Here is a 14,803-nt window from a genome sequence, read left to right on the forward strand (position 1 = left end):
GGCGGCCCCGGGCTCGGCGGGGGGGTGGGGCCCGGGCCCGCGCCCCCCCCCCCGCCGGGGGGGGGGCCGCCCGGGGGGCCCCCCCCCCCCCCGGGGGGGGGCCCCCCCCCCCGGGGGGGGGGGCCCCCCACCGGTCTGTCCGGCCTCGCCGGGAACAGGCTGCATCAGAATCGCGTCAATACGCAGCTGAGGCCGCCCCCATGCCCGGAATGTCGGAAACTTTGGCCGTAGGGTCGAGGCGGTGTGAACAGCTGTCTGAAAGACAATGAGGCCATGGGGCGCGGCAAGCTACGGATCTATGTCGGCTCGGCGCCGGGCGTCGGCAAGACATACGCCATGCTGTCCGAGGCGCATCGCCGTGTGGAGCGAGGCACCGACTGTGTGGTCGCCTTCGTCGAGCACCACGGGCGATCGCGCACCGAGGTGATGCTCCATGGCCTGGAGCAGATCCAGCGCCGTGAGATCGAGTACCGCGGCACGGTCTTCACCGAGATGGACGTCGACGCGGTCCTCGAGCGCCATCCGGCCGTCGCGCTCGTGGACGAACTGGCTCACACGAATGTGCCGGGCTCGCGCAACGCCAAGCGATGGCAGGACGTCGAGGAACTGCTCGCGGCCGGCATCGACGTCATATCGACGGTCAACATCCAGCACTTCGAGTCCTTGGGCGACGTCGTCGAGTCGATCACGGGCGTACGGCAGAGGGAGACCGTCCCGGACGAGGTCGTCCGCCGGGCGGACCAGCTCGAACTTGTCGATATGTCGCCACAGGCGCTACGCCGTCGCATGGCCCACGGCAACATCTACAAGTCGGACAAGGTCGACGCGGCCCTCTCCAACTACTTCCGTCCCGGAAACCTCACCGCGCTGCGGGAGCTTGCCCTGCTCTGGGTCGCGGACCGGGTCGACGAATACCTCCAGCAGTACCGCGGCGAGCACAACATCCGCTCCACCTGGCAGGCGCGTGAGCGCATCGTCGTCGGCCTCACCGGCGGCCCCGAGGGCCGCACCCTGATCCGGCGCGCCGCCCGGCTCGCGGAGAAAGGCGCCGGCGGCGAGGTGCTGGCCGTCTACATCGCCCGCAGCGACGGGCTGACCTCGGCCTCGCCCAAGGAACTGGCCGTCCAGCGGACCCTCGTCGAGGACCTCGGCGGCACCTTCCATCACGTCATCGGCGACGATGTGCCGTCCGCGCTCCTGGAGTTCGCCCGCGGAGTCAACGCCACCCAGATCGTGCTCGGCGCCAGCCGTCGCCCGGCCTGGCAGTACATGTTCGGGCCCGGCGTCAGCGCGACGGTCGCCCGCGAATCCGGTCCCGACCTCGACGTACACATCGTCACGCACGACGAGGCGGGCAAGGGCCGGGGACTGCCGGTGGCCCGCGGCGCCCGGCTCGGCCGGTCCCGGATCGTCGCGGGCTGGCTGGTCGGCGTCGTCGGCCCCGTACTGCTCTCGCTGATGCTGACCAGCCTCGACGACAGCCTGGGGCTCGCCAACGACGTCCTGCTCTTCCTCTTCCTGACCGTGGTGTCCGCGCTGCTCGGCGGACTGCTGCCGGCGCTCGCCTCGGCCGCCGCCGGCTCGCTGCTGCTGAACTACTACTTCACGCCGCCCACCCACACCCTGACCATCTCGGATCCGAGGAACATCGTCGCCATCGTGATCTTCTTCGCGGTGGCCGTCGCCGTGGCCTCCGTGGTGGACCTGGCGGCCCGCCGCACTCATCAGGCGGCCCGGCTGCGTGCCGAGTCCGAGATCCTGTCCTTCCTGGCCGGCAGCGTGCTGCGGGGAGAGACCACCCTGGACGCGCTGCTGGAGCGGGTCCGCGAGACCTTCGGCATGGAGTCCGTGGCGCTCCTGGAGCGGGTCAGCGAGGTCGAGCCGTGGACCTGCGCGGGCAGTGTCGGCCCCAGCTCCGTCCAGCGCCCCGAGGACGCGGACGTGGACATGCCGGTCGGCGACGATATGGCGCTCGCCCTCTCCGGCCGCGTCCTGCCCGCCGAGGACCGTCGGGTGCTCGCCGCCTTCGCCGCCCAGGCCGCCGTCGTACTGGACCGCCAGCGGCTGGTCGGCCAGGCGGAGGAGGCCCGCAGGCTGGCCGAGGGCAACCGGATTCGTACGGCTCTGCTCGCCGCCGTCAGCCACGATCTGCGCACCCCGCTGGCCGCCATCAAGGCCGCCGTCTCCTCGCTCAGGTCCGACGACGTCGCCTGGTCCGACGAGGACGAGGCGGAACTGCTCGAAGGGATCGAGGCCGGCGCCGACCGCCTCGACCATCTCGTCGGCAACCTCCTCGACATGTCGCGTCTCCAGACCGGCACTGTCACCCCGCTCATCCGGGTGACCGATCTCGACGAGGTCGTCCCGATGGCGCTCGTCGCGGTGCCCGCGGAGAGTGTCGAGCTCGACATCCCCGAGACCCTGCCCATGGTGGCCGTCGACCGGGGACTGCTGGAACGTTCCGTCGCCAACATCGTCGAGAACGCCGTCAAGTACAGCCCCGACGCCACACCCGTCACCGTCTCCGCGAGCGCCCTCGGCGACCGCGTCGAGGTACGGGTCACGGACCGCGGCCCCGGTGTCCCGGATGACGCGAAAGACCGGATTTTCGAGCCGTTCCAGCGCTACGGTGACGCTCCACGCGGTGCCGGTGTGGGCCTCGGTCTCGCGGTCGCCCGCGGCTTCGTCGAAGCCATGGGCGGCACCCTTACCGCGGAGGACACCCCGGGCGGTGGCATGACCATGGTCCTCACCCTCAGGGCAGCACCCGGAGCCGCTCCGGTCAGCCCCGAACTCCCCGCCCGGGTCACTTCATGACCGGGACGACAGTGACGTCAGCGCAGAGCAGAAAGGCAGGCCCGCAAATGACCCGGGTGCTCGTGGTCGACGACGAGCCGCAGATCGTACGCGCCCTCGTGATCAATCTGAAGGCGCGCAAGTACGAGGTGGACGCGGCCCCCGACGGCGCGACGGCGCTCCAGCTGGCCGCGGCCCGCCATCCCGACGCCGTAGTGCTCGACCTCGGGCTGCCCGACATGGACAGCGTGGAGGTGATCAAGGGCCTGCGCGGCTGGACCCGCGTCCCGATCCTGGTCCTCTCCGCCCGCCAGACCTCCGACGAGAAGGTCGAGGCGCTCGACGCCGGGGCCGACGACTACGTCACCAAGCCCTTCGGCATGGACGAGCTGCTCGCCCGGCTGCGCGCCGCGGTCCGCAGGGCGGAGCCCGTCGGCGGCGGGGACGACGACGCCGTGATCGTCGAGACGGAGGGCTTCACCGTCGATCTCGCGGCCAAGAAGGTGCACCGCGACGGGCGCGATGTGCGGCTGACCCCGACCGAGTGGCATCTGCTGGAGGTCCTCGTACGCAACACCGGCCGGCTGGTCAGCCAGAAGCAGCTGCTCCAGGAGGTCTGGGGCCCGTCCTACGGCACCGAGACCAACTATCTGCGGGTCTACATGGCGCAGCTGCGGCGCAAGCTGGAGGCCGACCCCTCGCACCCCAAGCACTTCATCACAGAGCCGGGTATGGGATACCGATTCGAGCGCTGATCCGGATCCGGATCCGGCCGGATCCGGTGGCGGTGGCGGCCGGTACGCTTTCTGTATGAGTGCCGTACCCCGTTCCGAGAAGGCCGAGAGGCCGGCGAAGCCCGTCGGCCGGTTCCGCCGCATGCTCGACCGGCTTTCCACGTCCCAGCAGGACCTCGAGTCCGAGGAACTGCAGGAGGACGCGGAGGCATCGGGGTGTACCCGCATCGCCGAGTGCAACGACCGCCAGATAGTCCGGGTGACTGGTACCTTGCGCACGGTCACCCTGCGTCCGCGGGCCGGGGTGCCCGCGCTGGAGGCGGAACTCTTCGACGGTACGGCCCCGCTGGACGTCGTCTGGCTCGGCCGCCGGTCCATCGTGGGCATCGAACCGGGCCGCAGGCTCATAGCCTCGGGCCGGATCTCGATGAGCCACGGCCGCCGAGTGCTCTTCAACCCCAAATACGAACTCCGACCGCTCGGACAGGAGTAGCCGGTGACGTCTCTCGACAAGCCGACCCCCACCCAGACAACACCGCACGACCACCAGCAGCAGGAGAGCGACGCCAAAGCAGTCACGGAGGCGGCGCTGTTCGAGGCCTTCGGCGGCGTGCGCGGAATGGTGGAGACGGTCCTTCCCGGACTGCTGTTCGTCACGATCTTCACCATCAACAAGGACCTGCACATCGCGGCCATCGCGGCCCTGGCGCTCTCGCTGCTGCTCGTCGCGGTCCGGCTGATCCGCAAGGACACCGTCAAGCACGCGTTCAGCGGGGTCTTCGGGGTGGCCTTCGGTGTCGTCTTCGCGATGATGACGGGCAATGCGAAGGACTTCTATCTGCCGGGCATGCTCTACACGCTCGGCCTGGCGGTGGCGTACATCGCAACGACGATCGCGGGCGTCCCGCTGATCGGCCTGATCCTGGGCCCGGTCTTCAAGGAGAACCTCTCCTGGCGGACGCGTAACCCGGGCCGGAAGAAGGCGTACGCGAAGGCGAGCTGGGCGTGGGGCCTGATCCTGCTCGCGAAGTGCGCGATCCTCTTCCCGCTCTACTGGTGGGCGGACACCGAGCAGCTCGGCTGGGTCCTGGTCACCCTGAAGATCCCGCCGTTCCTGCTCGCGGTCTACCTGACCTGGGTCTTCCTGGCGAAGGCGCCGCCGCCGATCGACGTCTTCGCCGAGATGGAGGCGGAGGAACGCGCCGAGAAGGAACGCAAGGCGGCGCAGCGCGAGGTGTAGCCGCCGTCCGGGCACACGCGAAGGGGCCCGGGGAACCGACGAGGTTCCCCGGGCCCCTTCGCGTACGGAGCGTGCCGGCTGGTATGGCCGACTGGTCGCGTCAGCTCGTCGCGTCCTCGCGGCGGACCGACAGCAGGTCCTCCAGCTGCTCCTCGCGGGCCTGCGCCGCCACGAACAGCAGCTCGTCGCCCGCCTCCAGCGTCTCCTCCGCGCTCGGCGTGAGTACGCGCGAGCCACGGATGATCGTGACCAACGAAGTGTCCTCCGGCCAGGCCACGTCGCCCACCTGCGTGCCGGCGACCGCCGACTCCGGCGGCAGCGTCAACTCGACCAGGTTCGCGTCGCCATGGCTGAAGCGGAGGAGCCGTACGAGATCGCCGACGCTCACCGCCTCCTCCACCAGCGCCGACATCAGGCGCGGCGTGGAGACCGCGACATCGACGCCCCAGGACTCGTTGAAGAGCCACTCGTTCTTCGGGTTGTTGACCCGGGCGACCACCCTCGGCACCCCGTACTCCGTCTTCGCGAGCAGCGAGACGACCAGATTGACCTTGTCGTCACCCGTTGCCGCGATCACGACGTTGCACCGCTGCAACGCCGCCTCGTCCAGCGACGTGATCTCGCACGCGTCCGCCAGCAGCCACTCGGCCTGCGGCACCCGTTCCACCGAGATCGCGGTAGGCGCCTTGTCTACCAGCAGTACCTCGTGCCCGTTCTCCAGCAGCTCGCCCGCGATGGAACGGCCCACCGCGCCGGCGCCCGCAATAGCGACCCGCATCAGTGACCGCCCTCCTCAGGGCCCTCGGCGAAGGCCGCCTCGACCTTCTCGATCTCGTCCGTACGCATCATCACGTGGACGAGGTCGCCCTCCTGCAGCACGGTCTGCGACGTCGGCAGAACCGCTTCCCCCAGCCGGGTGAGGAAGGCGACACGCACGCCCGTCTCCTCCTGCAGCCTGCTGACCTTGTGCCCTATCCAGGACGGCGAGGTGTGCACCTCTGCCAGCTGCACCCCGCCGCTCGGGTCCCGCCACAGCGGCTCAGCGCCGGACGGCAGCAGCCGCCGCAGCATCTGGTCGGCCGTCCAGCGGACCGTGGCGACTGTCGGGATACCAAGACGCTGGTACACCTCGGCGCGCCGCGGGTCGTAGATACGGGCCGCCACGTTCTCGATGCCGAACATCTCGCGAGCCACCCGCGCGGCGATGATGTTGGAGTTGTCGCCGCTGCTGACCGCGGCGAAGGCACCGGCTTCCTCGATCCCCGCCTCACGCAGAGTGTCCTGGTCGAAACCGACTCCGGTGACGCGGCGGCCGCCGAACCCGGAGCCCAGGCGGCGGAAGGCCGTGGGGTCCTGGTCGACCACGGCGACCGTGTGCCCCTGCTGCTCCAGGGTCTGCGCGAGAGCGGCTCCCACTCGCCCGCATCCCATGATGACGATGTGCACGACCGTCCTTCCGGCTGTCAATGGTCTGCTCAGGCTTAACAGTCTCAGACCGTGGCCCAAGCTACACACACGCGGTCCGTGCCGGGACCCCTTGTGCTGCGACAACGGAGATTACGGGGGAGAGGGGGTAGCGGGTGGGCGTCGTCCATACGGAACGCTTACGATCCTCTGCGTGTCCAAACTGACCGACGTGCCCAAACGGATCCTGATCGGCAGGGCGCTGCGCAGCGACAAGCTGGGGGAAACGCTTCTCCCGAAGCGCATCGCACTGCCCGTCTTCGCGTCCGACCCGCTGTCCTCGGTGGCGTACGCACCGGGCGAAGTCCTCCTGGTGCTCTCCATCGCGGGTGTGTCGGCCTACCACTTCAGCCCGTGGATCGCGGCCGCTGTCGTGGTGCTGATGTTCACGGTGGTCGCCTCCTACCGGCAGAACGTCCACGCCTACCCCAGCGGCGGCGGCGACTACGAGGTCGCCAACACCAACCTCGGCCCCAAGGCCGGTCTCACCGTCGCCAGCGCCCTGCTCGTCGACTACGTCCTCACCGTGGCCGTGTCGATCTCCTCCGGAGTGGAGAACCTCGGCTCCGCGATCCCCTTCGTGGTCGAGCACAAAGTCCTCTGTGCCATCGGGATAATCGTCCTGCTGACCCTGATGAATCTGCGCGGCGTCAGGGAGTCGGGCAAGCTCTTCGCCATCCCGACGTACGTCTTCGTCGCCGCCGTCTTCCTCATGATCGCGTGGGGCGCGTTCCGGGGCATCGTCCTCGACGACACCATGAAGGCCCCGACCGCCGACTTCGAGATCAAGGCCGAGCACCAGGGGCTGGCCGGTTTCGCGCTGGTCTTCCTGCTGCTGCGGGCCTTCTCCTCCGGCTGTGCCGCGCTCACCGGCGTCGAGGCGATCAGCAACGGCGTCCCCGCCTTCCGCAAGCCCAAGAGCAAGAACGCCGCGACCACCCTGCTGCTGATGGGCGGCCTGGCCGTCACCATGTTCTGCGGCATCATCGGCCTGGCCATGGCCACCGATGTGAAGATGGCAGAGACGCCCGCGCACGACCTGCTTCAAAACGGCGTCCCGGTCGGCGGCGACTACGTCCAGAACCCGGTGATCTCCCAGGTCGCGGCAGCCGTCTTCGGCGACGGCACGTTCTTCTTCGTACTGCTCGCCGCGGCCACCGCGCTGGTTCTGTTCCTGGCCGCCAACACCGCGTACAACGGCTTCCCGCTGCTCGGCTCGATCCTCGCGCAGGACCGCTATCTGCCGCGCCAGCTGCACACCCGCGGCGACCGGCTCGCCTTCTCCAACGGCATCGTGCTGCTGGCCGGCGCGGCCATCCTGCTGGTCTGGCTCTACGGAGCCGACTCGACCAAGCTGATCCAGCTCTACATCGTCGGCGTCTTCGTCTCCTTCACGCTCAGCCAGACCGGCATGGTGCGGCACTGGAACCGCCATCTGAAGACCGAGAAGGACCCGGCCAAGCGCCGCACCATGATCCGCTCCCGCGCGATCAACACCTTCGGAGCGTTCTTCACGGGCCTGGTGCTGGTCGTCGTGCTCGCCACCAAGTTCACGCACGGGGCGTGGGTCGCGCTGCTCGGCATGGTGATCTTCTACGGGACGATGTCCGCGATCCGGAGGCACTACGACCGGGTCTCGGAGGAGATCGCCGCCCCCGACGAGCCGAGCGACGACACCGTCCGACCGTCCCGGGTGCACGCCATCGTGCTGGTCTCCAAGGTCCACAAGCCCACACTGCGGGCCCTCGCGTACGCCAAGCTGATGCGCGTCGACAAGCTCGAAGCGCTCTCCATCAGCGTGGACACGGCCGAGACCAAGGCGCTGCGCGCGGAGTGGGAGCGGCGTGGCATCAATGTGCCGCTGAAGATCCTCGACTCCCCGTACCGGGAGATCACCCGGCCGATCATCGAGTACGTCAAGGGGCTGCGACGCGAGAGCCCGCGGGACGTGGTCAGCGTCGTCATCCCCGAGTACGTGGTGGGGCACTGGTACGAGCATCTGCTGCACAACCAGAGCGCCCTGCGCCTCAAGGGGCGGCTGCTGTTCACGCCCGGCGTGATGGTGACCTCGGTGCCGTACCAGCTGGTGTCCTCCGAGGTCGCGAAGAAGCGGGCCAGGAAGCGCCAGGAGTGGAACGCGCCGGGTTCGGTGCGCCGCGGGCCGGTGGACGAGCGCCCCAAGGAGCCCAGCGCCAAGAGCTGAGCCACCTGAGTGGCGGGCGGCCGGACGATGCGCACGTAGACTGGTGGGCTGGTCGTCCGGCCGTTTTCCGTTACACCCCTTGATCTCTGGAGTCACCCCGCCATGCAGAACGCATCCGAGTCTTCGCTGGTCGGGGAGGAGTACGAGGTAGAGGTCGGCCCCGTCGCGCATGGCGGTCACTGCATCGCCCGCACCGAGGAGGGGCAGGTGCTGTTCGTACGGCACACGCTGCCCGGCGAGAAGATCGTGGCCCGCGTCACCGAGGGCGAGGTGGACTCCCGCTTTCTGCGCGCCGACGCGGTACGGATCATCGAGGCGTCCAAGGACCGCGTCGAGGCTCCGTGCCCGTACTCCGGCCCGGGCAAGTGCGGTGGCTGCGACTGGCAGCACGCCAAGCCGGGCGCGCAGCGGCGGTTGAAGGGCGAGGTGATCGCCGAGCAGCTGCAGCGGCTCGCGGGTCTCACGCCCGAGGAGGCCGGCTGGGACGGCACCGTCATGCCGGCGCCGGGCGACAAGCTGCCGGCGGGCGAGGTGCCCGCGTGGCGCACGCGGGTGCAGTACGCCGTGGACGCCGACGGCCGGGCGGGGCTGCGCAAGCACCGTTCGCACGACGTCGAGCCCGTCGAGCACTGCATGATCGCAGCTCCGGGCGTGAGTGAACTGGGCATCGAGAAGCGCGAGTGGCCGCAGATGGCGTCGGTCGAGGCGATCGCGGCGACGGGTTCGAGCGACCGCCAGGTCATCCTCACCCCGCGCCCGGGCGGCCGGCTGCCGCTGGTCGAGCTCGACAAGCCGGTCTCGGTGCTGCGCGTGGACGAACGCGACGGCGGGGTGCACCGGGTGCACGGCCGGGCCTTCGTACGGGAGCGGGCCGACGAGCGTACGTACCGCGTCGGCATGGGCGGCTTCTGGCAGGTGCATCCGCAGGCCGCCGACATCCTGGTCAAGGCCGTGATGCAGGGCCTGATGCCGCGCAAGGGCGAGACGGCGCTCGATCTGTACTGCGGTGTGGGCCTGTTCGCGGGCGCGATCGCCGAACGGGTCGGCGAGAAGGGCGCGGTGCTCGGCATCGAGTCCTCCAAGCGCGCGGTCGAGGACGCCCGGCACAACCTGCAGGACCTGGAGCGCGTACGCATCGAACAGGGCAAGGTCGAACAGGTCCTGCCGCGCACCCGGATCACAGAGACGGACCTGATCGTGCTCGACCCGCCGCGCGCGGGGGCGGGCAAGCAGACGGTGAAGCACCTCGCGTCCCTGGGCGCACGGCGCATCGCGTACGTGGCCTGCGACCCGGCGGCGCTGGCGCGGGACCTGGCGTACTTCCGCGAGGGGGGCTACCGGCCGCGCACGCTGCGGGCGTTCGATCTCTTCCCGATGACGCATCACGTGGAGTGCGTGGCGATCCTTGAGCCTGCTGAAAGAGCCCGATGACCTGCGGTCTCGCCAGCCCCTATGCTCAGGTGACCTGTTTCCAAGTACGCAACAGGTGAAGCGGCGGTCCTGTCCCACAGAGGGGGTTCTGACAACCGGTTTCGTGGGGGCGCGATGAGCGCATCGACGATGCTGTAGGGGTGCCGCTCACAATTCCTGACGCTCACTTGACGCTGATGCTGCGCGTAGGGCTCTGCCGTCTCCCTTGCCGGATGCAGGTCGCCCCGTCCTTAGGTTCGGCCGAGGTACTTCCGCTTTCCAGCCGCCGCTGATGACGTGACGGGTGTTCCCACGCCGCCCTGGCGCAGAAGAAGCCGAAGAGCGCCGACGTGTCCGGGCCAGCTCAACTACGTCCGCTCCCAGCCGCTGCCAATGACGTGACGGGTGCTCCTGCGCGCCGGCGGACGACCTCTGGTCGGATCCTGCGGGTCTCTGTCCGGTTTCCGCCTCTCGACCTCAGGTCGTCTGCTCAAGGCCATGTGACGTGACGTCAATTGGCCGTTGACGGTGCAGATTTCCTTTGGTGCAATGCCTTGTTCACGACGAACGCGAGGGTGGGGTACGGGGCACGTGGCAGGGCTGGACAGCGCAAATCTCAAGACACTTCTCGGTGACATCGCCTCGGGAAGACTTCAGCTTCCGGACTTCCAGAGGGAATGGAAGTGGGACGACGACCGTATCCGAGCCATCATCGCGACGGTGACGCTCGACTACCCCCTGGGCGTCACGATGACGCTGGAGACCGGCGGTGCTTCCCGCTTCCGTACCAGGCCGCTCACGGGTGCGGAGCTTGGCGCCGAGCGTGATCCCAGCCTCTTGCTCCTGGACGGCCAGCAACGCCTGACATCGCTCTTTCAGGCGCTGTACGTCGCCGATGCGCCGGTCCTGACCGTGGACACACGCGGCAAGTCGGTTCGCCGCTGGTACTACGTCGACATAGCGAAGGCGACCGGTTCGCCGTCCGACCGCGACGAGTCGATCGTCTCGGTGCCGGAGGACCGGATCCTGCGCAGGGACTTCGGGCGCAAGGTCGTGCACGACCTCAGCGACACCGTGGGTGAATGCGGCGCGGGGCTGTTCCCCTTGCGGATTGTCTTCGACACGCAGAGGGTCAACGCGTGGCGTCGCGAGTACGAGAAGGCCGACGAGGAGCGGAACTTCGATCTGTGGGCGAAGTTCGAGGACCAAGTGCTGCACCCCGTCAGGTCGTTCCAGGTGCCGATGATCAACCTGCCCTCGGCGACCTCCATGGACGCCGTCTGCGCGGTCTTCGAACGCGTCAACACCGGAGGCGTCCCCCTCAACGTCTTCGAACTGCTGACCGCGACGTACGCCGGGGATCGCGCGTACACGAGCCGCACGGGCGACTACTACGACCTTCCATCCGCCTGGCGCTCGATCAAGGAGCACGTCGCGGAACGGTACCCGGTGCTCGGACGCCTTGAGGTGGACCTCGACGACGGTCTGAGCAACAGTGACTTCCTTCAGGCAGTAGCCCTGGTTCGGACCTGGAACCTCAAGCAGCTGGACCCCACGGTGGGTGTCTCCTGCAAGCGGCGCGACCTGCTGGAGCTCCCGCTGGACGACTTCGAGGAGCTCGCCCCGCGTCTGAAGGATGCCTTCGAATGGGTCGGCGGGTTCCTGTTCTCGCAGTGCATCGTCCACGCGGCGGACCTGCCGTACCGAACCCAGGTGGTTCCGCTGGCCGCGGTCCGGGCGATCCTCGGCGACGAGCTCGACAGTCCCGAGGCGACTCAAAAGATCACGCAGTGGTACTGGTGCGGTGTCCTCGGTGAGATGTACGGCGGCTCGACCGAGACCCGGTTCACCCGTGACGTTGAGCAACTGATCGCATGGGTCCGCGATGACGGCGAAGTCCCCGACACGATCACCGACTCCTTCTTCTTCCCGGAGCGTCTGCGCACCCTCAAGACCCGCAACAGCGCCGCGTACAAGGGCATCATCGCGCTCTTGATCAGACAGGGCGCCGTGGACTGGTATTACACCGACGGCCCGATGCCTCCCGGCCGACTGGTGGAGTACGGCGTCGACGTCCGCCAGGTCTTCCCGAGGAACTGGGTACGCCGGAACCTCGACGAGAGCTACCCGGCCGGTTCCATCATCAACAAGACCCCGCTCTCGCTCCGCGCGGCCCAGGCCCTCACCGGCGCTCCCGCCGCGTACCTGGAGCCCCTCGCAGCGGCGGCAGACATGCGCCCCGAGTGGTTCGACGACGTGATCTCGACCCATCTCATCGATGCGAAAGCACTGCGGGCCAACGACTACGTCGCGTTCTTCGAGGCGCGTGCCACCGCACTCGAAGACCTGGTGTACCAGGCCATGGGCAAGCGCACCACGGTCGTCCGCGGCACCCCGGACGAGGAGGGGGATCGCTGATGAAGAAACCGACGTCGGCGCAGCTGATCGCCCTGAAGGGGGCGGAGCTCGCGCTGTCCGAGCTGCTTGCCCTGTACGCGGTGCGAGTACGGCAGGCGGGCATCATCCGGGAGATAAGCGAGTCGCTGGCCGACGTCGGCCTGACGACGCTCCCTGACTTCTCGACCTGTCCCACCCTCGCTCGGGTACGACTTGTGCCGGTCGCGGCCACCCCTACGGTGGCGCCCGAGGAGGACCCGGCCGTCCCGGCCGATCCGCTGCCGCCGGGAGCGCTGCCTCAACGCCTGCTTCTGGGCGAGCTCCCCTCGGCCGTGGGCGGCCTGAAGTGCGTCTCCCGCGGCGCCGCGCTGAGCCAGGCCACCTACCTCATGCGGTACGAGGGTTACAACCAGATCCCCGTGGTCAGCAACATGACCGAACTCCATGGTGTGGTGACCTGGAAGTCGATCGCACTCATGTATGAGAACGGCTGGGACACGACTCTGGAGAACGCCATGCAGCAGGAGTCGCTGCCGGTGTTCGACAACCGGGAGGATTTGTTCAGCTGCTTGCCCATGCTCGTCGATCACGGGTACGTGCTGGTACGGGGGCAGGACGGCCGTATATCCGGCATTGTCACGTACCAAGAGATCGTCCGTCGGTTCCAGAACACCGCCCGGCCCTTCTTCCTCCTGGGAGAGATCGAGTCACTGTTGCGGCGCTGGCTGGGGGCTCGTCTGGACACCGAAGCCGTCACGGCCGTGCAGGCCACCAACCGCAAGCCGGAACACCGCACCGGCAAGGTGGAGGACCTGATGTTCGGCGACTACGTCCTGCTCCTCGACGGCACTCAGCAGAGGAAGCCCGCCCTGGCCCAGCGCGCGGACGCGAACTGGGCTGCCCTGGGCCGCCCGTCACTGGACCGAGGCCAGTTCCTCCATCATCTCCAGCGGGTGCAGGCCATCAGGAACCGGATCGCTCACTTCGACGATGATCCGCTGCCGCGGCAGGACATGCGGGAGCTGACGTCCTTCGCCCGGCAGCTGCGGGACTGCGTACGGTGAGCATCGGCCGGGAGCCGATCCTCCCGGCCGAGTCGAGCCCCCTGCATTCGCCCATGTCGGGGGGTGGAAGCCCTGACGGCACTCCGACCGCAGCGATAGGGTGAACCTCCGGTGAAAGTGTGACGTGCCCGGACAGGTGGGCACGAGAGGGTGACGCGTAATAGATGACTGAGGTGCCCACGCAGATCGGCCGGTACACGGTTGAGCGCGAGCTGGGCGCGGGGGGCATGGGACAGGTCTATCTGGCCTACTCACCCGGCGGCGACCCGGTCGCGGTGAAGGTGATCAGGAACGACAAGCTCGACCAGGCAACCAGAGCGCGCTTCGAGAAGGAGGCGCTGATCGCCCGGACGGTCGTCGGCACCAACCGGGTGGCCCGTTTCCTCGACGCCGACCCGTACGCCGACCAGCCGTGGATGGCCGTCGAGTACGTGCCCGGCCGGACCGTTCACGAGCAGGTGGAGAGCGCCGGAACCCTCCCGGTGCCGCTGGTCGCCAGCCTCGGCGCGCTGCTCGCCGAAGGCTTGGAGGCGGTGCACGCCGTCGACTTGCTGCACCGTGACCTCAAGCCGCAGAACGTGATGCTCGGCGAGTACGGCCCGATCCTGATCGACTTCGGGCTGGGCGCGTTCATGGATGCGGGAAAGGACACCCTCACTCAGGAAGGCATGATCGTCGGCACGGTGCGCTGCATGCCCCCGGAGCAGGCGCTCGGCCGATCCCGGGTGAGGACTCCGGCCGACGTGTACGGCCTGGGCACGGTACTGCTGTACGCGGCGACCGGCCGCTACCCGTACGACGGCAACGGCTGGCCGGCGATTGTCGCCAAGGTGACCGACGAGACCCAGCCGCCGGACTTTTCCGGGCTGCCCGGGGCGCTCGTCCCACTGGTCACCGCGATGCTCGCCCATGCTCCGGAGGACCGGCCCACTCTCACCGAGGTCACCGACCAGTGCGTGGCGCTGATGAAGGGGGCGGGGTTCACACCCGTCGAGGCACGGTACGCCCTGATCGACGTCTCGGCCCTTTCCGGCGGGAAGTCTGGGGCGCACGGCCCGACAGGGCCTTCGCCGGCGGTGTGGGATCGCATCGCCATTCAGTACGGCGATGCGCTCGACGTGCACACCCTGGTCGTGGACGAGGAAGGTCACGACAGCCCGCTGGACCGCCCTGTCCGCCCGGACCCAGTCGAGGACGAGGAGCAGCCGCCTTCTCCGGACTTGGAGGAGGCGGAAGGGACCGACACCGAGTCCACCGTCGCACCGCCGGACAAGCGTCAGGAGGATGCGCGGAGCTCCCGCCCCACGGATCGGACGCCGCCCGAGCCTCCCTGCAAGCCCGGCCGGAAGCCGGCCTCGCAGAAGGTGGCCGAGGAGCTGAGGGCCAGGTATGCGATGCAACCGGCCCTGTGAAGTGAGTGGGCAGGCAGGCCAGGACGGGCGGCCACGAGGTGACCGGCGCGGTGCGTCGAGGCCCGTGGCAGGCGAGAACTACG

General features: G+C 68.9%; 11 protein-coding genes. 9 read left to right on the forward strand and 2 right to left on the reverse strand.

All coding sequences use genetic code 11. From position 1 onward, the window contains the following. Nucleotides 1-273 precede the first annotated feature (273 nt). The 4 genes from ACFYWY_RS34965 to ACFYWY_RS34980 are packed head-to-tail and all read left to right on the forward strand — an operon-like array spanning nt 274 to nt 4,770. Entirely contained in the window at nt 274-2,817 is a 2,544-nt protein-coding gene (locus tag ACFYWY_RS34965) for an ATP-binding protein (RefSeq protein ID WP_389194485.1), read from the forward strand. Nucleotides 2,818-2,864: 47 nt separating this feature from the next. Beyond that, nucleotides 2,865-3,551, forward strand: a complete 687-nt coding sequence (locus ACFYWY_RS34970; RefSeq protein ID WP_389194488.1) for a response regulator — start codon at nt 2,865-2,867, stop codon at nt 3,549-3,551. 55 nt (nt 3,552-3,606) lie between these two features. Next, nucleotides 3,607-4,023: an OB-fold nucleic acid binding domain-containing protein gene (locus tag ACFYWY_RS34975; RefSeq protein ID WP_389194491.1), complete on the forward strand. Its 417-nt coding sequence runs from the start codon at nt 3,607-3,609 to the stop codon at nt 4,021-4,023. A gap of 3 nt (nt 4,024-4,026) precedes the next feature. Continuing rightward, complete coding sequence (locus ACFYWY_RS34980; protein ID WP_389194494.1) at nt 4,027-4,770, forward strand: DUF3159 domain-containing protein; 744 nt, start codon at nt 4,027-4,029, stop codon at nt 4,768-4,770. A 100-nt stretch (nt 4,771-4,870) separates the two neighbouring features. Here ACFYWY_RS34980 and ACFYWY_RS34985 read toward each other — a convergent pair whose 3' ends face one another. Beyond that, on the reverse strand, nt 4,871-5,548 hold the full coding sequence (locus ACFYWY_RS34985) for a potassium channel family protein (protein ID WP_389194497.1): 678 nt from the start codon (nt 5,546-5,548) through the stop codon (nt 4,871-4,873). Then, nucleotides 5,548-6,216 (reverse strand): TrkA family potassium uptake protein, encoded by a 669-nt coding sequence (locus tag ACFYWY_RS34990; protein WP_064071475.1) that lies wholly within the window; start codon nt 6,214-6,216, stop codon nt 5,548-5,550. Before ACFYWY_RS34990 ends, ACFYWY_RS34985 begins: the two co-directional genes overlap by 1 nt. A 172-nt stretch (nt 6,217-6,388) precedes the next feature. Here ACFYWY_RS34990 and ACFYWY_RS34995 point away from each other — a divergent pair, with 172 nt between their 5' ends. From ACFYWY_RS34995 to ACFYWY_RS35015, 5 genes are all read left to right on the forward strand, one after another. Next, the gene (locus tag ACFYWY_RS34995; RefSeq protein WP_389194500.1) at nt 6,389-8,437 is read left to right on the forward strand and encodes an APC family permease; all 2,049 of its coding nucleotides are present in this window, start codon (nt 6,389-6,391) and stop codon (nt 8,435-8,437) included. A gap of 102 nt (nt 8,438-8,539) precedes the next feature. Next, the gene (locus ACFYWY_RS35000) at nt 8,540-9,868 is read left to right on the forward strand and encodes a class I SAM-dependent RNA methyltransferase (RefSeq protein WP_389194503.1); all 1,329 of its coding nucleotides are present in this window, start codon (nt 8,540-8,542) and stop codon (nt 9,866-9,868) included. A gap of 570 nt (nt 9,869-10,438) precedes the next feature. Beyond that, the gene (locus tag ACFYWY_RS35005; protein ID WP_389194505.1) at nt 10,439-12,265 is read left to right on the forward strand and encodes a DUF262 domain-containing protein; all 1,827 of its coding nucleotides are present in this window, start codon (nt 10,439-10,441) and stop codon (nt 12,263-12,265) included. After that, on the forward strand, nt 12,265-13,308 hold the full coding sequence (locus ACFYWY_RS35010) for a CBS domain-containing protein (RefSeq protein WP_389194507.1): 1,044 nt from the start codon (nt 12,265-12,267) through the stop codon (nt 13,306-13,308). The genes ACFYWY_RS35005 and ACFYWY_RS35010 overlap by 1 nt, the downstream gene beginning before the upstream one ends. Before the next feature lie 164 nt (nt 13,309-13,472). Beyond that, nucleotides 13,473-14,720 (forward strand): serine/threonine protein kinase, encoded by a 1,248-nt coding sequence (locus tag ACFYWY_RS35015; RefSeq protein WP_389194510.1) that lies wholly within the window; start codon nt 13,473-13,475, stop codon nt 14,718-14,720. The last annotated feature ends 83 nt before the right edge of the window (nt 14,721-14,803 follow it).

Origin of the sequence: Streptomyces sp. NPDC002870, assembly GCF_042888505.1 — a bacterium.
GTDB lineage: Bacteria > Actinomycetota > Actinomycetes > Streptomycetales > Streptomycetaceae > Streptomyces.